A 20,049-nucleotide genomic window follows, 5' to 3' on the forward strand; every position below is an offset into this window, starting at 1 on the left:
GGTCGCTACAGGAACAAAAAAACAGAAATGTTCCAGCTGCTGACGATCACTTCTGCGTTGCCGACGCCATTCAAGGAAATGGCCGCCTCACGGCGGCCATTTGATTAGCGAGGACGGGGAAGTCTCAGAAGAAACCGCGTCGCTGCCACCAGCCGGCCTTCTTCGGCTTCGGCGGCTCGCCGTCCGATTCATCAACGGCAGGCTCCGAGCTCTTCACCACGGGGTCCGATGAACTGATGTTGGACGCCCGATTGGCACGCGCAGGCTTCTGTTCTTCTTCCGACGGAGCATCAGCTTGCGGAGCTTCCTCGCCAAGAGCGGCATCGACCTGCGGGGCAATGTTCGCTTCGGCTACGGGCTCTGCGGCCTCAGCAACGATCTCAAGTTCGGCTTCGGCGGGCGTCACTTCAGCAGTCACTGCCTTTTTCCTGCTCCGGCGGGGCTTGGCGGGAGCAGGTACTTCCTCCACCGCCTCGGCTGCAGCGGTGGTTTCCGCAGCCGCCGTCTCACCGGTCGGAGTTTCCGTCGCGGCTACGTCAGGAGTTGGCTCGTTCTCATCGCCGGAGTCATCGGCCTCTTCGGATGCGGATGTCTCCATCCCGTCCTCCGGCCGATTGCGCCGGCCACCGCGCTTGCCCCGGCGGCGGCGCTTGCGGCGTCCGTTTTCATCACCTTCCGCACCCTCGGAGGCTTCGGTGCCGGCTTCGGAATCATCCGCATCGCTGCCTTCCTCGATATCCGAACCCCCGTCGTCGGCCTCTGAAGCGGCCACGCCTTCCTGGCGGTCTCCACCCTTGCCGCCGCGCCGGCGACGCCGACGCTTGCGCTTGCGGCCGTTCTGCTCTTCGCCCTGGGCCGAGGAAGCCGTAGCCGGGGCAGCGTTGGCATTGCCCGCCTCTTCGTCTTCTTCATCCTCCTCGATGACGATGTCGTCATCGTCCTCCTCCACGGGGAAGGCGGCGAACTGCATCAGGCTTTCGATCCTGACGGGGTTCTCCACCGGCTCGCCGCGGTCGATGGCGAAGTGGCTGGAGCCGATTCCGTCATCGGATTCGATGTAAATCGACACGCCAAAACGCTTCTCATAATCCACGACGGTGTTGCGCTTCTGGTTGAGAAGATAGAGCGCAGTCTCCGGCGTGGTGCGCACCGTGATGTCGTGAGTCGTATTCTTGAGCAGGTGCTCCTCGACGCCGCGCAGTACATGAAGCGCAACCGACGACTGGGACCGGACATGGCCGGTGCCGCCGCAGTGCGTGCAGATCTGTGTGGTCGATTCCAGCACGCTGGCACGAATGCGCTGGCGCGACATTTCGAGCAGGCCGAAATGCGAGATGCGGCCCACCTGGATGCGGGCGCGGTCGTTCTTCAGGCAGTCCTTGAGCTTCTTCTCGACAGCGCGGTTGTTGCGCTTTTCTTCCATGTCGATGAAGTCGATGACGATCAGACCGGCAAGGTCGCGCAGGCGAAGCTGGCGGGCGACTTCCTCCGCCGCCTCCAAGTTCGTCTGGAGGGCGGTTTCCTCGATGGAGTGCTCGCGGGTCGAGCGACCGGAGTTGACGTCGATGGCGACGAGCGCCTCGGTCTGGTTCATGATCAGGTAGCCGCCGGACTTCAGCGTCACCTGTGGCTGCAACATCCGGTCGAGCTGAGCTTCGATGCCCGAACGCGAGAAGATCGGATGCAGGTCGCGGTAAGGCTGGACCACCTTGGCGTGGCTCGGCATCAGCATTTTCATGAAGTCCTTGGCTTCGCGATAGCCTTCTTCGCCGGCAACGACGATTTCCGAGATGTCCTTGTTGTAGAGGTCGCGGATCGACCGCTTGATGAGCGAGCCTTCCTCGTAGACGAGGCACGGCGCGGTGGAATTGAGCGTCAGCGTCCGGACGTTCTCCCACAGGCGCATCAGGTATTCGAAATCGCGCTTGATCTCGACGCGAGTGCGGTTGGCGCCGGCGGTGCGGACGATCACGCCCATGCCCTGCGGCACTTCCAGTTCGCGGGCGATTTCCTTCAGGCGCTTGCGGTCCTGCGGCTGGGTGATCTTGCGGGAAATGCCCCCGCCGCGCGCCGTGTTCGGCATCAATACCGAATAGCGGCCGGCAAGCGAGAGATAGGTCGTCAGGGCCGCGCCCTTGTTCCCGCGCTCTTCCTTGGCAACCTGTACCAGCAGGATCTGGCGGCGCTTGATGACTTCCTGGATACGGTATTGTTTGCGGGGCTTGCGGACGACGCGATCGGGAACCTCTTCCATCGCATCTTCGGCGCCGACCGATTCGATTTCTTCCTTCTCGCCATCATCGCTGTCGTCATCGTCGGAGTGACGGCGACCGCGGACGTCTTCGGAGATCGAATCGGTTTCGACCATTGCCGCCATTTCAGTCGGCGTATCCTTGTCCTCGCCCGTGCCTTCGCTGCTCTCTGCGGCGTCGGCCGATTCGGCTTCCGCCGTTTTCTTGCGCGAGCGGCTACGGCGCGGTTTGGCCTTCGGCTTTTCGGCAGCGACCTCTTCGCCGGGGCTGGCCTCGGCAGCCTCGGAGCCGGCTTCGCTTTGCGAAGTGTCAAGCGCCGCATCGTCCGCCTGCGGCTGCGCGGCGTCGGCGGGGTCGCTCGCCTCGTCTTCGGCGATCTTCTTCTGTTCCTCTTCCTCGGCCTGCATCAGCGCCTGGCGGTCGGCCAGAGGGATCTGGTAATAGTCGGGATGGATCTCAGCGAAAGCCAGGAAGCCGTGGCGATTGCCGCCATAATCGACGAACGCGGCCTGAAGCGAGGGCTCAACCCTCGTCACCTTCGCCAGATAGATGTTGCCGCGGATCTGTTTCTTGTGTTGGGATTCGAAATCGAATTCTTCGATACGGTTGCCGCGAACGACGACTACCCGCGTCTCCTCTTCGTGAGACGCGTCGATGAGCATTTTGTCTGCCATGTATATTCTGCTCCTCGGCGCAGCCGAGCAGGTGCAAAAAAGCCTGCCGCACGGACAGGCCTTTCATGCAGGATGGTGATTGCGCCGGAAAAATTGGTTCCCGCAGGATGCGCTTGCGACGACGCCCGGACGGCTGACAGAGCTTCTGGCTCCCTCAGGGTATCCCGGTTCTGAAACACTTGCCGCAACATAAAAGTCCAAACGAGAACGACGATAGCTTAGGCTCGAGGCCCGGTGAGGTGCTCCATGTGAGCGTGGATGGCATGCCATCCGGTATTGTTCCGGCCACTGCCGGGAAGATTGCGTATCAGGATCAAAGTGTACAGACGGCGGATGACTGTCCGGTTTCGGCGCCAGGTCCCTGGGGCTGGCAGGCCTGCCGGAAGACTATCCCGTCAACACCTTAGTCCTCATCCGCCTTGTATGGTTTCTGCGACATAATAGCAAGGGAAAAGCCAGGGCCGCCTTATTGTGGATTAAATGAGAAGGCTACTGGAAGTGGTTGATTCGCCAGTACTGGCGGGCCAGATGTCGAGGGACCATCGGGCTGTCCTTCGATGCGCGTTTCGGCGGTCTGCAAGGACGATCGGCATCATGATGCGCTAGCAGGCGGGATACGGGGTGCAGGAGAGGCAGTTGTTTGTGCGAATCGGTTCAGTCGCTGTGATGGCGATCGGCTTGCTGCTTGCGGCGCTCGTCGCGCACCCGGCGCTCGCCGAGACCGATGGCTCGCGGCCGCTGCTCGCGTTTGCGGCTCGCATTGCCGGGGATGAAGCCAGGACGCGCGTCGTCATCGATTTCGAGGAAAAGCCCGACTTCTCCGTGCACTACATAGATTCGCCGCAACGGGTTGTCGTCGACCTGCCGGCCACGGCGTTCGGTTTCCCGCGCGAAGACCTTGCGGCTCGGGGATTGTTTGAGGATATCCGCTACGGGGCGATGGATGAAGAAAGCGCGCGAATTGTCCTGACCGCCGAGCGTCCGGTCCAGCTCAGCCTTGCAGAAGTGCAGCAAGGGGAGAATGGGGAGTTCCGGCTTGTCCTCGATGCCGAGATGACAACTCCGGATGTGTTTGCGAAGCTTGTCGGTCAGCAGGCTTGGCAGGGCAGCACCGGTCAAATGCCGGATGAGGTCGCATCGCAGGCGGATGACGGCTCTTTCGTCGTCGCCGTGGATGCTGGCCATGGCGGGATAGATACCGGAGCGATCGGCGCTGTTACGAAGACGCCCGAAAAGGCCATCACTCTCGCATTCGCACAGGCTCTGGCCGAACGGCTTGCCGACAGGCCCGGAGTGAGGGCAGTCCTGACGCGGAACGGCGACACCTTCCTTTCTCTCTCGGAGCGGGTGACACTCGCTCGCCAGGCTGGGGCTGATCTCTTCCTGTCTCTGCACGCCGATACGCTCAGCCAGAAGGATATTCGAGGGGCAACCGTCTATACCCTGTCGGACCGCGCCTCGGACCGCATGGCGGAAAACCTTGCAGCGCGTGAGAACCTTTCCGACCAGTTGGCGGGCGTGAGCCTCAAGGACGAGCCGCCCGAGGTTGCCGACATCCTGCTCGACCTAACGCGACGGGAGACGCAGGTGCTTTCCGTCACGCTCGCCAACAACGTCATCCAGTCTTTTGAGGGGCAGGTGGGTCTGATCAACAACGCCCACCGCTATGCCGGTTTTCAGGTTCTGAGGGCGCCCGACATTCCCTCCGTTCTTCTCGAGCTCGGTTTTCTGTCGAATCCCGAGGACGAGAAGCTGCTGGCAGACGAGAAGTGGCGCGCGAAGGTAAGCGACCTTTTGGTCGATGCTGTCCTGCGCTACAGGGACCGCGTCTTTGCAGGCGGTGGTTGAGGCCTGATGCCGGTCTGCCACATGCGCCATTTTCCCCGAGAGATTGGGCTCAAGAGCCCTATTTTGCTCACATTCCCGCCGTTAGTCCCGATGGGCCGGGAGTGTGAATCGACTGGCGAACCAATGTCGACTTGCGCTGGCCGGATCAGCGTGCAAAAGCCCCGTAATCATGCGATGGTGTCCGGGCACCGAGTGAAAGCCGAGCGGTAGCTTCAATATGATCAGACTTATCGGGTATTTCTTTGGATTGGCGTCTGTCCTGTTCCTGGGCGTCGCCGTGGTCGCCGCGGTGTACCTCGTCGGCGTCGCCAGGGATCTACCGGACTACGAAGTTCTCAGTGCCTACGAACCTCCTGTCGCGACCCGTGTTCATGCGGGCAACGGTGCGCTGATGGCGGAATATGCGCGCGAACGGCGACTTTTCCTGCCCATCCAGGCGGTTCCTGATCGCGTCAAGGCAGCCTTCCTGTCCGCCGAGGACAAGAATTTCTACAATCATCCCGGCATCGATCCGGCTGGCCTTGCGCGCGCCGTCGTCAACAACTTCCAGAATCTGGCCTCCGGCCGCCGCCCTGAGGGCGCGTCGACGATCACCCAGCAGGTCGCGAAGAACTTCCTGCTCAGCAACGACCAGACAATAGATCGCAAGATCAAGGAAGCCATTCTTTCCTTCCGGATCGAGCAGACCTATTCGAAGGACAAGATCCTCGAACTCTATCTGAACGAGATCTTCTTCGGCCTGAACTCCTATGGCATCGCCGGCGCAGCGCTCACTTATTTCGACAAGTCGGTGACGGAACTGACCATCGCGGAGGCAGCTTATCTTGCAGCCCTGCCGAAGGGGCCGAACAACTACCACCCCTTCCGCAAGGAACAGGCCGCGATTGAGCGCCGTAACTGGGTCATCGATCGCATGGCGGAAAACGGCTACGTGACGCGTGCCGATGCGGATGAGGCGAAGAAGCAGCCATTGGGCGTCCAGCCGCGCCGCGGCGGCACGCACCTCTTCGCGTCCGATTTCTTCGCCGAGGAGGTTCGGCGCCAGATTATCGAGAAGTATGGCGACGACACGCTGTACGGCGGGGGGCTTTCGGTCAGGACCTCGCTTGACCCGGACCTGCAGGTTTTGGCACGCAGAGCACTGAACAGCGCCCTGGTCGAATATGATGAGCGCCGCGGCTTCCATGGCCCGGTCAAGCAGGTAGACGCGGCCGGCGACTGGGCGACGGAACTTGCCAAGGTCCCGGGTCTTCGTGACGTGCCCGAATGGAAGCTCGCCATGGTGAAGGCCGTCTCCTCCGAGGAGGTCGACATCGTGCTGCAGCCTTCCGTGGATGCCGGCGGCAAGGTCGGCGAAGGGCGGGAAACAGGCGTTATCGCCGCCAAGGACATGAAGTGGGCGTTCCGCGACGCCAAGGGCGAGCGCAAGACAACCAAGTCACCCGAAGGTGTGCTGCAGCCGGGCGACATCGTCTTCGTGGAACCTTTGGCCGACAAAGAGGGCGCCTATCGCCTTCGCCAGCCGCCGAAGGTGCAGGGCGGCTTCGTGGCGATGGACCCGAATACGGGGCGCGTTCTCGCCATGGTCGGCGGCTTCTCCTATGCCCAGTCCGAGTTCAATCGCGCCACCCAGGCGATGCGTCAGCCCGGTTCGTCGTTCAAGCCGTTCGTCTATGCCGCCGCGCTCGACAACGGCTATACGCCCGCTTCCGTTATTCTCGATGCGCCGATCGAGATGGTGGCCGGTGGCAAGGTGTGGCGACCGGAAAACTACGGCGGCGGCTCCGCCGGCCCGCAGACCCTCCGGCTCGGCATCGAGAAGTCCCGTAACCAGATGACTGTCCGGTTGGCTCAGGACATGGGGATGGAGCTCGTCGCCGAATATGCTGAGCGTTTCGGCATCTATGACGACATGCTTCCAGTTCTCGCCATGTCGCTCGGTTCCGGCGAGACCACGGTTCTGCGCATGGTCTCTGCCTATGCCGTGCTTGCCAACGGCGGCAAGCAGATCAAGCCGACCGTGATCGACCGGGTCCAGGATCGCTACGGAAAGACCATCTTCCGCCACGAGGAGCGCACCTGCGACGGCTGCAATGCCTCTGGTTGGACGGGCCAGGACGAGCCGATCCTTGTCGACAACCGCGAGCAGGTGCTCGATCCGATGACGGCCTACCAGATCACGTCGATGATGGAAGGCGTCGTGAAGCGCGGAACCGCGGCCGGCAAGATCAAGATCGACGATCGTCCGGTCGCAGGCAAGACCGGCACGACCAATGACGAGAAGGATGCCTGGTTCGTCGGTTATACGCCGAACCTCGTCGCTGGCGTCTATATCGGCTTCGATACGCCGGCACCGCTTGGACGCGGGGCAACCGGCGGTTCGCTCGCTGCCCCTGTCTTCGCGGAATTCATGGAAGAAGCGGTCAAGCGCACGCCGCCGGAGAAGTTCCACGTGCCGGAGGGCATGCAGTTCATCCCCGTCAACCGCACGACCGGCATGATGGCCTTCGAGGGTGAGCCCGACACGATCGTCGAGGCGTTCAAGCCCGGTACTGGCCCCGCGGATGTATTCGCGGTGATCGGCGATACGGAATACCTGCCACCGGAAGAGATCATGGAGACCTCGCCGCAGGCCCATCAAGCAGTGACGTCGGGCGCAGCCGGCCTCTTCTAACCCCGGATATGATGCATGCCGGCGCGGCCTTTACATCCGCCGCCGGCGCAACTATGTCCACCCCGTCTTCCAATTCCGAAAGAGAGCAAGAAGCAAGCCATGCGGGCTGAAATCATCAGTGTAGTCGACGAAATCAAGCAGGCCGTAAGCCTGCTGAGGAGGCATCTTTGACTGGGACCAGGCGGTAAGACGACTGGACTGGTTGAACAACAAGGCAGAGGATCCGAACCTCTGGAACGACGCCTCCGAGGCACAGAAACTGATGCGCGAGCGCCAGCAGCTCGACGATTCCATCAGCGGTGTGCGGGCGCTGGAACAGCAGCTTTCCGACAATATCGAGCTCATCGAGATGGGCGAAGAGGAAGGCGACGAGGCGATCGTCAAGGATGCCGAGGACGCGTTGAAGGCGCTGAGGACGGAGGCCAATCGTCGGCAGGTCGAGGCAATGCTCTCCGGCGAGGCAGACTCCAACGACACCTATGTCGAAGTCCATTCCGGTGCCGGCGGCACGGAAAGCCAGGACTGGGCGAACATGCTGCTTCGCATGTATATCCGCTGGGCCGAGCGCCAGGGCTACAAGGTCGAGGTACTGGAGGTCCATGAAGGCGAGGAAGCCGGCATCAAGTCGGCCACGATCCTCGTCAAGGGCCACAATGCCTATGGGTGGATGAAGACGGAATCGGGCGTTCACCGGCTGGTCCGCATCTCCCCCTATGACAGCAACGCGCGTCGCCATACCTCGTTCTCGTCGATCTGGGTCTATCCCGTCATCGACGACTCGATCAACATCGAGGTGAACGAGAGCGATTGCCGCATCGATACCTATCGCTCATCGGGTGCCGGCGGCCAGCACGTCAATACGACAGATTCGGCCGTCCGCATCACGCACATCCCGACGGGAATCGTCGTCGCCTGCCAGCAGGAGCGGTCGCAGCACAAGAACCGTGCGAAAGCCTGGGACATGCTGCGCGCTCGCCTCTACGAGGCCGAGCTGAAGAAGCGTGAGGAGGCCGCCAATGCCGAAGCCGCTTCCAAAACCGATATCGGCTGGGGCCATCAAATCCGGTCCTACGTGCTCCAGCCCTATCAGCTGGTGAAGGATCTTCGCACCGGCGTCGAGAGCTCTGCTCCCGATGACGTCCTGAACGGCGACCTCAACGAGTTCATGGAAGCGGCCCTGGCGCACCGGATCAGCGGTAAGCCCGATGCCGCCGTTGCTGACGTGGACTGACCTACGTTGACGTAGCGAATAGGAGAGGGCGCCTGAGGGCGCCCTTTCCGTTCTGCCTTAATTGCTGAACTGCTCGGCCAGGATCCGGTCCGACCAGGTGTGGTCGGGATCGGAGAGGATGCGCGCCGTCATCTCCTCCGACTGCTCCACCTGAACACGCAGCACCGACTTCACCTCCATATTGTCGGCGACGGCGTTCACCGGGCGTTTCTCCGGCTCCAGAATGTGGATGTCCACCTGCACATGATTGGGCAGGAGTGCGCCGCGCCAGCGGCGGGGCCTGAAGGGGCTGACCGGCGTCATCGCCAGCAGCGGCGCCTCCAGCGGCAAGATCGGCCCATGGGCGGAAAGGTTGTAGGCGGTCGAACCCGCAGGGGTCGCGACCATCAGACCGTCGCAGATGAGCTCCGCCAGTCGCTCGCGACCGTCGATCTCCACCCGCAGCTTGGCGGCCTGGTAGGACTGCCGGAAGAGGTAGACCTCGTTGATGGCAAGCGCGATGGAGCTCGTACCGTCGGCATTGGTGGTCTTCATCTGCAACGGATGCAGCACGTTCTCGACGGCCGACTCGATCCGCTCGCGCAGGTCCTCGGTGCGGTAGTCGTTCATCAGGAAGCCGACCGATCCGCAGTTCATGCCATAGATGGCTTTGCCGGAATTGATAGTCCCGTGCAGCGTGTGCAGCATGAAGCCGTCGCCGCCGAGCGCGACGATGACATCCGCCTCCTCGACCGGGCTGTTGCCGTAGATCCGGATGAGTTCGTCCCTGGCCGCCATCGCCTCCGGTGCAGAGGAAGCGCAAAAGGAGAGGCTGCTGACTGTACTCGACATGGGTAACCCTCGTGATGCCGGCATACCTAGCGGAGAAATTCCTTTTTCGACAAGGGCTTTGCCTGCAGGATGCGGTACGGCAGGGTTCGGGTTCGTCACGATCGGCGGTCTCTTTCTGGTTTTTGCGCTTTACACGAAAGCAGAATATGCTAACTCCCGCTGCACTGGATTGCCCTTGTAGCTCAGTTGGTAGAGCACCTGATTTGTAATCAGGGGGTCGCGGGTTCGAACCCTGCCGGGGGCACCATTTTTCTCTTCAGATCCCCGATTCAGTTTTTTGGTTGCGCTTGCGGCTGGCTCGCCTGAAACTGCCTGCATTGGGCTCTGCAGGTCTCGGTGCCAATCGGGTTAGGCGCCGGAGCGGCCGGCCCGTTGGAGGCTAGCCGTGTCCAGAACCGATGATGTCCGCATGCCCGCCGACCCTGCTCGCCCCACCGAAGCCGTCATCCGCGTCGAGCGCTATCCCGCGACGTCGCGGATTCTTCATTGGCTCGTCGCGGTGCTGGTGCTCGCAACCTGGCCGCTAGGGTTCTTCATCCAGTTCACGAAGAAGGAAGTGACGCTCGACTTCTATCTGGTCCACGAAAGCCTGGGATTTCTGGTCCTGTGGATCATGCTGGTGCGGGTCGGCAACAAGCTGGTTACGCGCACGCCGCAACGCGAGGGGCCGGTGGTCGAACGGGTCGCAGCGACAGTCGTTCACGCCTTGCTCTACGTCTTCCTGATCGTCATGCCGATCAGCGGCTTTCTCGCCACCAATGCCCACGGTTTCCCGCTCATCTGGTTCGGGCTCGTGCCGGTTTGGAGCCCGCTCGGCAAGTCTCCTGACATCGCATGGACGCTGTCCGCGATTCACGAGGTCAGCGCATGGAGCCTTCTGGCGCTTTTCGCGTTGCATATCGGCGCGGTGCTGCTTCATCATGTGATCCGGCGCGACAACACGCTGTACAGGATGCTTTAGGGAGCGGGATGTTCAATCTGGAAATGAGCGAGGCAACGTGGTCGGGGCTGCTGGCCCTCCGGCAGGGAACCGGGGAGGCAGTCGCCGGTGACCTTGCCTACCGCCTCTATGGACCGATAGCCGGCGCACCCGGCCGCTTCGTGCTGGCGCAGGTGGGCCAGTCGCTTGACGGCAGGGTTGCAACACCGGCAGGCGACGCCCGCGACATCTCAGGCGAGGACGGCCTGGCGCATCTTCATCGATGCCGGGCACTGGTGGACGCCGTGATCGTCGGAGTGGGAACCGTCATCGCCGACGATCCAAGCCTCTCGGTCAGGATGGTCAAGGGTTTGTCGCCGGTTCGCGTGATCGTCGATTGCCACGGAACGTTGAAGGGATCCGAAAGCCTGTTCCATGACGGCGGTGCACCTGTGATCGTGTTCAGAAGCGCGAGCGCATCCGGTGCCGAAATTCCCCATGCCGAGATCGTCAACCTGGAGCCGAAGGCTGGCGGCCTCGATCCCCGCGACATCCTCGACGCGCTGGCGGCGCGAAACCTGCACCGCGTGCTGGTGGAGGGCGGTGCCCGGACGATAGCACGCTTCATCGACGCCGGCCTCGTCGACCGGCTGCACGTCGCCATTTCCCCAATCATTATTGGCTCAGGCCCCATGGGCATCAGCCTGCCGCCCATCGAGAAGCTTGCAGGCGCCCATCGCCCCGCAACAGATGTCTACAATCTCGGTAGCGACATCCTGTTCGACTGCGTTTTCCGGTCAAGCGAAGCCTCAGCCGGGCAGGGCGAGGAGATCGCGGTGGCCAACCAGGCATGAGGCGCCCTGCGTGCCGATCGCCGCTACCCGAAACTCCAGCCACTCGTCGATTGCAGTGTCCGGCATTTCCGACGCTTCCAGAAGGGGCTGGCGCAAGCCCCTCAGGAACTCTGCCTGCAGGGCCGCCCTGCTCTCGTCCAGCCGCCACGGGCTCTCGGCCGTTGCCACGGTAAACCCGCGCGCCATCAGGTGCTTAGCAAGAGACGCGGTGGCGTCGGGTCCGAGTGCCGGCCCGAACCCCTTGTCGGTCCGCTGGTGGCGGTTGAAAAGGTCGGTCATCTGCCCGTCGAGCGGATGTTCTGGCGACCACCGCATGACGCCATCATAGTTCAGTGCGGCATAGAGGCCGCAGCCGGCCGCAGCCAGATGGTCGGCAAGCGCCGCGCAGAATTCTTCCGAGCAAAGATCGAACAAAGCGGACGCCGTGACAACACTTGCCTCTTCCAGGGGTAGGCCAGCGATGTCGTTGAGGTCATGCTGGCGAAACGCGATATTGGCATTCGTCCCGGCCCGCCGCGACGCCTCCTCCAAAAGCAGGGGATCATAGTCGAGCAGAAGCCACCCGGTGCGGCGGGGGAGATGATCCTGAAGGCTTCTCAGGGTTGAGCCTGTGCCGCAGCCGATATCCAGGATGAACGAACGGTCCATCCCCTGGAGATAAGTCGCAAGCTCCCCCACCAGCCCCATGTCGCGGGCGGCCCGATCGGCCGTTTCTCTTAGCGCCAGCCAGTCCTTGTCGAAACCGCTCACGGAAGTGTCTCCAGTCTGGTTGCGATGATGTCGACGGTCCTGTCCCAGTTCGGCAAGTGAGCGCCCGCATGTCGTGCCGCTTCGGCTTTTCGTTGCCGCAGTTCCCTGTCCGCTACGAGGCTACCGAGTGCCGCGGCGAAGGCATCGATATCGTCGATGCCGGTCAGTATGCCCGCCTCTTCGGGTACGACGTCGGGAACGGCGCCGGTGCGGCATGCGACGATGGGCAAGCCGTGGGAAAGGGCTTCGGCAAACACCATGCCATAACCCTCGAACCTGCTCGCCAGGGCGAATATGTCGGCGCTCGCCAGTATCGGCCTGACATAGGCAACTTCGCCGGCAAGGCTGACGCGCTCGGCAAGCCCGCTCTCTGCCAGCTGCACCTCGATTTCCCGCGCTGTTGTCGGACTGAGATCGTGACTACCGACAATGGTGGCGGTCCAGGAAAGGTGTTCGATCCGTTTGAGCGCCGCAATCAGGACATCATGGCCCTTTCTCGGTATGAGCGTGCCGATCGACACGATATGTGGCGGCTCACCTTCACAGCTGGCGAGAGCCCCGGGCTCGGTGCCTGGTATCGCTACGGTGATCTTCTCGGATGGGACGTTGTAGCTCGATGTCAATTCCCGAGCCGTCATCGGCGACGTCACGATGACATGTTCCGCACAGGCAAGTGCCTGTCGCTCGCTTGCTGCAAGATCTTGTTGCTCGGCGTCCAGGCCGGTCTCGAGGGCGAGGGGATGATGAACGAGAGCGACGATTCGCAGACGCTCGCTCTCGCGTTCAGCCCATGTGTCGAGCACACCGAAAGCGAGACCGTCGACCACGACTTGCGCGCCATCCGGCAGGCGCGACAGCAGATCCTCCGCCCGTGCCTTGATTTCCGGCGAGGGATTGGGAAACCCATCACCGAGCGGCAGGCACTGCACGTCCCAGCTGCGATCACAAAGGCCGTTGATGACGCGCCTGTCATAGGCATAGCCGCCGGTGTTCAACGCCAGATCGCCCGGGAAGGCGAAAGCGATTTTCCGGCTCAAAGGTCGGCCTCGTACCAGCCGCGTGCAGCGTGCGACTCGTGCAGGGTAACCTTCAACCGGCAGATACGGTGGCTTCCTTCCCCCAGCCTTCCGCCGGCGACTGCGGCCGCCAACTGGTCAAAGACGTGCTTGGCGATGACTTCGGTCGTCGTGACCCGGCCGGCAAAGACCGGCAAATCGTCGAGGTTCTGATAGTTGAGCGGCGCCAGGACTTCGCGGAGAACTGAAGTCGCGGCGCCGATGTCCACCGCAAGTCCGTTAGCGTCGACATCGCGCGTGAAGAAAGCCGCGTCCACCACGAAGGTGGCGCCATGCATACCCTGTGCAGGGCCGAACACGGGACGGGGGAGGCTGTGGGCGATCATGATGTGATCGCGGACTTCGACGGCGAACATGCTTCTGAAACTCCGTGGCTATTCAGTAATGGATACGGTGGCAGAGGGTATCCGGATTGGCGAGGATGGCGGGATAGGCGCCTTCGATGTCGGGGAAGGCCGTTTCGCCGGAGATCAGCGCGTCCAGCCGGTCGTCGAGCAGCAGGTCGAGCGACTTGGCGAGGCGACGCGCCGGGCTCCACCGTGCCCGCCGGGTTGGCGGTACGGAACCGACCTGCGAACTGGCAAGCGTGAGCCTGCGAGCATGAAAGGCGCCGCCCAGCGGGATGCTGACGGGCCCGCTGCCATGCCAGCTCGCCTCGACGATATGTGCCTCCTGTGCGGCAAGGCTGATCGCTTGCGCCAGTGCTTCCGCCGATCCCGACGCATTCACCAGCACATCGAATTCTCCGCCCAAGTTAGTCCCTGTCGAGAAGTCGAGCGAGAGATGTTCTGCAAGTGCGCGCCGTCCGGGATTGGGATCGATCAGCACGGGTTCTGTGCCGCAAATCCGTGACGTGAGGTAGGAAACCAGGGCGCCGACAACGCCGCCACCGAAGACGGCGACACGGTCGCCCGGCAGGACATTTGCATCCCAGACGATGTTGAGGGCGGTTTCCATGTTCGCGGCCAGTATGGCCCGTTCCGGCGGCAGCCCGTCCGGAAGCACAAGCAGTTCCGATTCATCGATCGCGAAGAGATCCTGATGCGGATGAAGGCAGAAGACGAACTGGCCGGCCAACAGTGCGCTGCCCGTCTCGACTTTCCCCACGAGGGAGTAGCCATATTTGACCGGAAAGGGGAATTCGCCGGCCATGTGAGGTGCACGCATGCGTTCGAATTCACTGACGGGTACGCGGCCGCTGAAGACGAGGTTCTCCGTGCCCCGGCTGATGCCACTGAAGAGCGTGCGTACGAGGGCCTTTCCAGGGAGGGGCGGCTCCAGCGGCTCATGCCTCAGCTCGCATGCGCCGGCGGCCGTAAGCCAAAGGGCACGGGCTGAGGACATTTCCGTACCTTCCGCAGGGCAAGCATCCAAGTTCATCCGTTTCTCCTTCCGCCGGCCTTTGAACCGCACTTGCACAGGTCGGCAGCGCCGCCTGCAATCATTTCAGGCACCCAGTGGGCTGGCTTTCAATGTCGGCAACGCACAAGGACCCGAACCGGGGTGAGCGCGTTATCTTGTTCTGCGAAGGCGATCTGACAAGACGCCGTCGGGGATCTGTCGGTGCCGAACAAGTGATTGATCCGGCCAAGGGCTCTGCGCGTAGAGGTTGGCACTGGTCGTTTTGGGAAGGATTTTTCAGCGATGTCATTCGTCGAACAGGGTTTTCAGTTTGCCTCCCCCGCCGTTCAGGTCGAGCGTGCAGTTGCGGAACTGCGCTACGGTCGCCCGGTTTTGCTCAGCGATGGCTCACGCAGTCTTGCTGCCCTTGCGCTCGATGGCGTGGCACCGGCTGTCTACGACCAGTTCGCCGATGCGGTCGGTGCCAGACATGCGCTCCTGCTGACCTCACATCGTGCAATGCGCCTCATGCCGGGTACCGCTCAGGACGTCGCTGTTCCGCTTGCCGGCATTTCCTTCGAGCAGGCGTCGCAATTGGCCTATGGGCTTGGGGCATCGGCACCCGACGAGTGGCAGACGGCTGACCGACTGATGAGCATGTCCGCTGAGCTTGCCCGTCTGGCGCTGCTCTTGCCTGCCATGGTTTGCGCCGACGTAACAGGAGTCGAGCATCAATTCGCTGCCTGCTGTAAGCTCGATCACTCTCTCTTGGAAGGGGCCGGCGCTGCACGCCAGAACTTTGAGATCGTTGTCCGGACCCGCGTGCCGCTTAGGGACCTTGGCGACGCCCACTTCGTAATCTTCCGCGGAGGATTGGCCCAGAAGGACCAGATAGCCATCGTCGTCGGCAATCCAGATCTGGCGCGCCCGGTCCCGGTCCGCATACATTCCTCATGTGTGACCGGCGACCTCTGCGGTTCGCTCAAGTGCGACTGCGGCGACCAGCTGCGCAACGGTCTCGCCTCCATGAAGGCCGCGGGCGGCGGCGTGCTTCTCTATCTCGACCAGGAGGGAAGGGGCACCGGTATTGGTGCGAAGATGCGCGCCTACGGGTACCAGCACCGCGGGCTCGACACCATCGATGCCGATGCCGAACTCGGCTATGATGTCGACCATCGCCGCTACGAGGCCGCGGTGGCGATGCTGCGAATGCTGCGTATCGAGAAGATCGTGCTGTTCACGAATAACCCGACGAAGATCGCCGCACTTCGTCGCGCAGGTATCGAGGTGGAAAGCCGTGTCCCGGTAACGGGAGAGGTCACCGTGCAGAATGCGGCTTATCTGCAGACGAAGAAGGATCGGGCCGGCCATATGCTGGACATCGAGGCCCTTCTGGCAGCGGAGTAGGCATGATGTGGTCAAAGGAGGGATCCGCCATACGGATCTCGGCTGCGGCAGCCGGACCGTCCCACGCGCTTCGTGTGAACGCTCTGGCGGTGCTTGGCGGTGTCTTTCTGGGTGCGATTGTTGCCTACTCGGCGATCTCATTCCATCTGTCGCTCGGCAGCGCCACAGTCATTGCCGCTGCCGTACTGCTTCTTGTGATTTTCGCCCTTGTGATCGGAAGCCTGCACCGTCACCGTTTCGACAGCTTCGGTCTCGCGAACACGGTGACCGCAATCAGATCGGCGATCGTCAGCCTGGTCGCTGCCGCAGTGATCGTTCCCAATGCTCCTGAGAATGCCTCATGGGCCCTCGTGCTCCTCGTGACAGTGGCGCTTACGCTGGATGGCTTCGACGGATACCTCGCACGCCTCCAGAGGCAGGAGTCGGAACTTGGCGCAAGGTTCGACATGGAAGTCGATGCCTTCCTTATCCTCTGCCTGTCAGCCGCTGTTTTCATCCTCGATAAGGCGGGGGCGTGGGTTGTTCTGATAGGCCTGCTTCGCTACGCTTTCATGATGGCGCAGTACTTCGTGCCCAGCCTGACGGCACCTCTGCCGCCATCGCTACGGCGCAAGTTCGTCTGCGTGGTCCAGGTTGCCGCGCTCTGCCTGATCCTCGTTCCAGGCGTGATGGCACCCATATCCGTCTGGCTAGCCGCTGTTGCGCTCCTCTTGCTCATCTACTCGTTCGCGGTCGACTGCCTCTACCTCTTGCGCGATCCAGAGGTGGGAAGGTGAGCGCCGCCGCAGGCCTTGATACGGCAATCGGTGTCGCGCGCTCGCTGGTGGTCTACTACGGCCAGCCCTGGCGCCGGGTGCAACTGAGGCGGTTCTACAGCGGGATCATCAAGCCCGGGGATCTTGTCTTCGATATCGGCGCGCATGTGGGCAGCCGAAGCAGGACCTTGCTGTCTCTGGGGGCAGAGGTCGTGGCCGTGGAGCCGCAGCCCGTGTTCGCCGACATGATCGAGAAGCATCTCGCCAGCCGCTTGAAGGGATTCGAGCGCGCGGCCGTGGGCGCGACGGAAGGTGAGGCGAGGCTGCGCATCTCACGTCGTCATCCCACCGTATCCACCGTGTCGGAGCGGTTCGTCGAGAGTGTCAGCCATGCCGAGGGATTTCGCGACGTGGTCTGGGACCATGAAGTCGTCGTCCCCATGACGACGCCGGACCGGTTGATCGAAAAATATGGAATTCCGGCCTTCTGCAAGATCGACGTGGAGGGCGCTGAGGCCGACATCCTCCGCGGACTTTCAAGCCCGATCCGCCTCGTCGCGTTCGAATATATTCCGGCACTGCCCGAAATCGCGCATGACGTCATCGGGTTGCTTGAGAAGCTCGGCAGCTACCGCTTCAATCGCGTGGTCGGCGAGAGACACCGCTTTGAAAACGAAGAATGGCGTGACGCCGCGGCGCTTCTCAATGACCTTTCTTCGCTGGCGCCGGGAGATCCGTCAGGCGATGTCTATGCGCGGTTGGCTACGTGATCTCATCGGACGATTCCTGCACCCCGCCTCCAGCCGCCAAGCGCCGACGTGCCGTATACGATCAGGCCTGGGAGCGCGGTACCGGCGAGCGAGAAGGCACCGTAAAGAAGGCTCGCAGCAAGGCCCTGGGCGCTCGTGTATCCCAGGAGCGGCCAAAGCACCGCTGCGGCCGCTTCGCGGCTTCCCCACCCGCCGATACCCACTGGCACCAGCATCGCCAGCAGGCAGAGCGGAATGATCGCGAATGCTCCGGCGAGAGGGAGTGGTGCGCCAGCCGCATCGGATGCAATGACGAAAACCGCCACGTAGCTTGTCACGATCAGGGTGCTCAGTCCGCCCTGGATCGCGAAGGCTCGGTCTTTCCAGAAGACCGCCGAAAGGTCAGGGAGGTGCTGGACACTCCACGCCCTGAGAGGTCTGACCAGAAAAAACGCCGCTACGATTGCGAGGACGCCCGCCAGCCCGGCGGCGATCAGTGCCCAGAGGTCCGGAATGCTGTCCTGCGGCAACAGCACCACCCAGCTCAGCAATCCCACGACCGTCAGCAGCAAAAACGCGAGCTGCCCCGAGAGCCGCTCCAGCACGACAGCTGCGGTTGCCCGCTTCCAATCACCGGCGGCGTCGCCGCTGCTGCGATATGCGCGGACGGCGTCGCCGGCGATGCCGCTTGGGAGGGTCTGGTTGAGGATGCCGCCGAGATAGTATTCCCGTATGGCAGTGGCTCGCCGCATGGGGTGACCGAGCCGGGAGGCGGTGAAGCGCCAGCGCAGCGCGGAAAGCAGGATCTGGACCTGGACGATAATGATGGCGACGAGTGCATGGCCTGGCGGCACGCCTGCGAGAGCCTCGGCGAGGCTCGCAGGATCGACGGCAAGGACGAGGAGAGGCAGAAGCAGGAGACCTGCAGCCATCGCGACCACCTTCAGTATTCGCATGGCTATCGATTGCCTCCTTCGTCGTTCATGATCCTGCTCCGGTGGAGTGATGCTCGGGGTGGTATACGAGCGGGAGGAGCGTTCGGATGAACCGGACCGGCACGATACACCAAATTCGTGGATGGCGAGCCGCCCTGGCAATGACGATTTTCGTCGCGATCGCTTTCGTGGCGTGCGTGATGCCGGATACGCCGGGCGGCATCCAGCCCACCCGCGCCTTGCGTCTGCCGATAGAAATACCGCTACTGGCTCTTGCCTTGCTGCTGCTGCCGAGGAGGATGGCTATCGGGGTGGCGGTTCTCTCGACGACCGTGGTCTTCTGCCTTCTGCTTCTCAAGATCGGCGACCTTGCGGTCCTCTCGGCATTCCAGCGCCGCTTCAATCCCTATCTCGACCTGAAGATGATCTTTGACGGATGGAACCTGCTGTCCGGCTCGGTCGGCACGTTCACTGCTGCCGTCTCGATCGGCGGCGCCGTCGCCTCCCTGGCTGCCTTGGTGCTGGCCTTCTCCTGGGCGTGCATCCGGATCACGAACCTGTCGGACCAAGTCCGAAAGACAGCGGTTGCGGTTTTCGCGCTGCTGCTGGTTGCTGGCGTCGTGCTGCAGGCGGCGAATGTCCGCGCCGGCGCTGATGCTGTGGCTCAATTGCGCGTGGCGGACTATCTCGGAGAGCGGCTGTCATCGGTGGCTCGATCAGTTGCCGATATTCGAGCATTTGAGTCGGAGCTGCATGAGGACGCGGGATATCCCGCCGGAGCGCCGTCCTTCGACCGTATCAAGGGGCGCGACCTGATCCTTGTCTTCATCGAATCCTACGGGCGAAGCGCGATCGAGGATCCGCGCTACAGCCCGCTGATCGGTCCGAGGCTGGAGGGTGTCGAGCGGCAGCTTTCCGAGGCCGGCTTCGCATCTGCGAGCGGCTGGACGAGGTCACCGACCGTGGCGGGTCTCAGCTGGCTCGCCCATGGCACGCTTCTCTCGGGGCTCTGGACCGATAGTCAGGCGCGCTATGATCGGCTGATGACCAGTGACCGGCCGAGCCTCAACCGGATGTTCCGCGATTCGGGGTGGCGAACGGTGGCCGTCATGCCTGCTATCACCATGGATTGGCCGGAGGCTGCCTATTACGGCTACGACGAGATCCTGGCGGCGAAGGACCTCGGCTACCGCGGCAAGCCGTTCAACTGGGTGACAATGCCGGACCAGTACACCTTGTCTGCCTTCGAAAGCCTCGCCCGCTCGCCGGCAAGGGACGCGGGCGTGCCTGTGATGGCGGAGATCGCGCTCATATCGAGCCATGCTCCATGGACGCCGATCCCCCGGCTGGTCGACTGGAATTCAGTCGGCGATGGGGCGATCTTCGACGGCCAGGCGGAGAGTGGCGATCCACCGGCGGTCGTGTGGGCGGATCAGGATCGGGTTCGTCGGCATTATATCGCGACGATTGACTACGCGCTGGAAACTCTGGGATCCTATATCAGCCATTTCGGCCGGGATGCCGTCTTCGTGGTCCTGGGAGACCATCAGCCCGCCGCGCTGATCACCGGCCCGGATGCATCGCGATCCGTACCGATCCACATCGTCAGCCGTGACCGTGCCCTCGTCGACAGTTTCAAGGCCGATGGTTTCTCTATCGGCATGACACCCTCTCCGCAGGCACCGGAGCCATCAATGGACAGGATGCGCGACGTGCTGATCAGCAGGTTCGGCGGCGGGCAGGTGGACTGAGG

The 20,049-nt window shown here is 62.6% G+C and carries 16 protein-coding genes and 1 tRNA gene; 10 read left to right on the top strand and 7 right to left on the bottom strand.

What is annotated here, in order from left to right; translation table 11 throughout:
- Positions 1-124 precede the first annotated feature (124 nt).
- Positions 125-2,926 carry an Rne/Rng family ribonuclease gene (locus FN060_RS04765; protein WP_142587079.1) on the bottom strand — a complete coding sequence of 934 codons (2,802 nt, stop codon included), beginning with the start codon at positions 2,924-2,926 and terminating at the stop codon, positions 125-127.
- Positions 2,927-3,592: 666 nt separating this feature from the next.
- Here FN060_RS04765 and FN060_RS04770 point away from each other — a divergent pair.
- The 3 genes from FN060_RS04770 to prfB all read left to right on the top strand — a co-directional run bounded on the left by FN060_RS04770 (position 3,593) and on the right by prfB (position 8,679).
- Positions 3,593-4,774 (top strand): N-acetylmuramoyl-L-alanine amidase, encoded by a 1,182-nt coding sequence (locus FN060_RS04770; protein WP_142587134.1) that lies wholly within the window; start codon positions 3,593-3,595, stop codon positions 4,772-4,774.
- Between the two features lie 217 nt (positions 4,775-4,991).
- Positions 4,992-7,448, top strand: a complete 2,457-nt coding sequence (locus tag FN060_RS04775; RefSeq protein WP_142587080.1) for a penicillin-binding protein 1A — start codon at positions 4,992-4,994, stop codon at positions 7,446-7,448.
- A 99-nt stretch (positions 7,449-7,547) separates the two neighbouring features.
- A protein-coding gene (gene prfB, locus FN060_RS04780; protein WP_139346164.1) for a peptide chain release factor 2 occupies positions 7,548-8,679 on the top strand; the annotation gives its coding sequence in 2 pieces (ribosomal slippage) (positions 7,548-7,616 and positions 7,618-8,679; 1,131 coding nt in all).
- Between the two features lie 57 nt (positions 8,680-8,736).
- Here prfB and FN060_RS04785 read toward each other — a convergent pair.
- Entirely contained in the window at positions 8,737-9,510 is a 774-nt protein-coding gene (locus FN060_RS04785; protein WP_142587081.1) for an NAD kinase, read from the bottom strand.
- 171 nt (positions 9,511-9,681) lie between these two features.
- Here FN060_RS04785 and FN060_RS04790 point away from each other — a divergent pair.
- From FN060_RS04790 to FN060_RS04800, 3 genes are all read left to right on the top strand, one after another.
- Positions 9,682-9,757 (top strand) — tRNA-Thr (locus FN060_RS04790).
- Positions 9,758-9,919: 162 nt separating this feature from the next.
- Positions 9,920-10,471, top strand: coding sequence for a cytochrome b (locus FN060_RS04795; RefSeq protein WP_142587136.1), 552 nt, complete (start codon positions 9,920-9,922; stop codon positions 10,469-10,471).
- Between the two features lie 8 nt (positions 10,472-10,479).
- Complete coding sequence (locus FN060_RS04800) at positions 10,480-11,283, top strand: RibD family protein (protein ID WP_142587082.1); 804 nt, start codon at positions 10,480-10,482, stop codon at positions 11,281-11,283.
- Here the strand turns inward: FN060_RS04800 and FN060_RS04805 are convergent.
- From FN060_RS04805 to FN060_RS04820, 4 genes are read right to left on the bottom strand one after another with little or no spacing between them, the layout of a single operon-like run.
- Complete coding sequence (locus FN060_RS04805) at positions 11,239-12,033, bottom strand: class I SAM-dependent methyltransferase (protein ID WP_142587084.1); 795 nt, start codon at positions 12,031-12,033, stop codon at positions 11,239-11,241. The genes FN060_RS04800 and FN060_RS04805 overlap by 45 nt on opposite strands.
- The gene (locus FN060_RS04810) at positions 12,030-13,070 is read right to left on the bottom strand and encodes a glycosyltransferase family 4 protein (RefSeq protein WP_142587085.1); all 1,041 of its coding nucleotides are present in this window, start codon (positions 13,068-13,070) and stop codon (positions 12,030-12,032) included. Before FN060_RS04810 ends, FN060_RS04805 begins: the two co-directional genes overlap by 4 nt.
- Positions 13,067-13,465, bottom strand: a complete 399-nt coding sequence (locus tag FN060_RS04815; protein WP_142587087.1) for a 6-pyruvoyl trahydropterin synthase family protein — start codon at positions 13,463-13,465, stop codon at positions 13,067-13,069. The genes FN060_RS04810 and FN060_RS04815 overlap by 4 nt, the downstream gene beginning before the upstream one ends.
- A gap of 22 nt (positions 13,466-13,487) precedes the next feature.
- A complete protein-coding gene (locus FN060_RS04820; RefSeq protein WP_142587088.1) occupies positions 13,488-14,489 on the bottom strand; it encodes a zinc-dependent alcohol dehydrogenase in 1,002 nt (333 codons plus the stop codon).
- Between the two features lie 264 nt (positions 14,490-14,753).
- Here FN060_RS04820 and ribA point away from each other — a divergent pair, with 264 nt between their 5' ends.
- The 3 genes from ribA to FN060_RS04835 are packed head-to-tail and all read left to right on the top strand — an operon-like array spanning position 14,754 to position 17,382.
- Positions 14,754-15,857 (top strand): GTP cyclohydrolase II RibA, encoded by a 1,104-nt coding sequence (gene ribA / locus FN060_RS04825; RefSeq protein ID WP_142587090.1) that lies wholly within the window; start codon positions 14,754-14,756, stop codon positions 15,855-15,857.
- 2 nt (positions 15,858-15,859) lie between these two features.
- The gene (locus FN060_RS04830; RefSeq protein WP_235864214.1) at positions 15,860-16,633 is read left to right on the top strand and encodes a CDP-alcohol phosphatidyltransferase family protein; all 774 of its coding nucleotides are present in this window, start codon (positions 15,860-15,862) and stop codon (positions 16,631-16,633) included.
- Positions 16,630-17,382: an FkbM family methyltransferase gene (locus FN060_RS04835; RefSeq protein ID WP_142587091.1), complete on the top strand. Its 753-nt coding sequence runs from the start codon at positions 16,630-16,632 to the stop codon at positions 17,380-17,382. Before FN060_RS04830 ends, FN060_RS04835 begins: the two co-directional genes overlap by 4 nt.
- Positions 17,383-17,384: 2 nt before the next feature.
- Here the strand turns inward: FN060_RS04835 and FN060_RS04840 are convergent, their stop codons facing one another.
- The gene (locus FN060_RS04840; RefSeq protein WP_142587094.1) at positions 17,385-18,317 is read right to left on the bottom strand and encodes a lysylphosphatidylglycerol synthase transmembrane domain-containing protein; all 933 of its coding nucleotides are present in this window, start codon (positions 18,315-18,317) and stop codon (positions 17,385-17,387) included.
- Positions 18,318-18,403: 86 nt separating this feature from the next.
- Between FN060_RS04840 and FN060_RS04845 the strand changes: the two genes are divergently transcribed.
- Entirely contained in the window at positions 18,404-20,047 is a 1,644-nt protein-coding gene (locus FN060_RS04845) for an LTA synthase family protein (protein ID WP_142587095.1), read from the top strand.
- Positions 20,048-20,049 lie beyond the last annotated feature (2 nt).

It is taken from the genome of Pseudorhizobium halotolerans, from assembly GCF_902153235.2.
GTDB classification, from domain to species: domain Bacteria; phylum Pseudomonadota; class Alphaproteobacteria; order Rhizobiales; family Rhizobiaceae; genus Neorhizobium; species Neorhizobium flavum.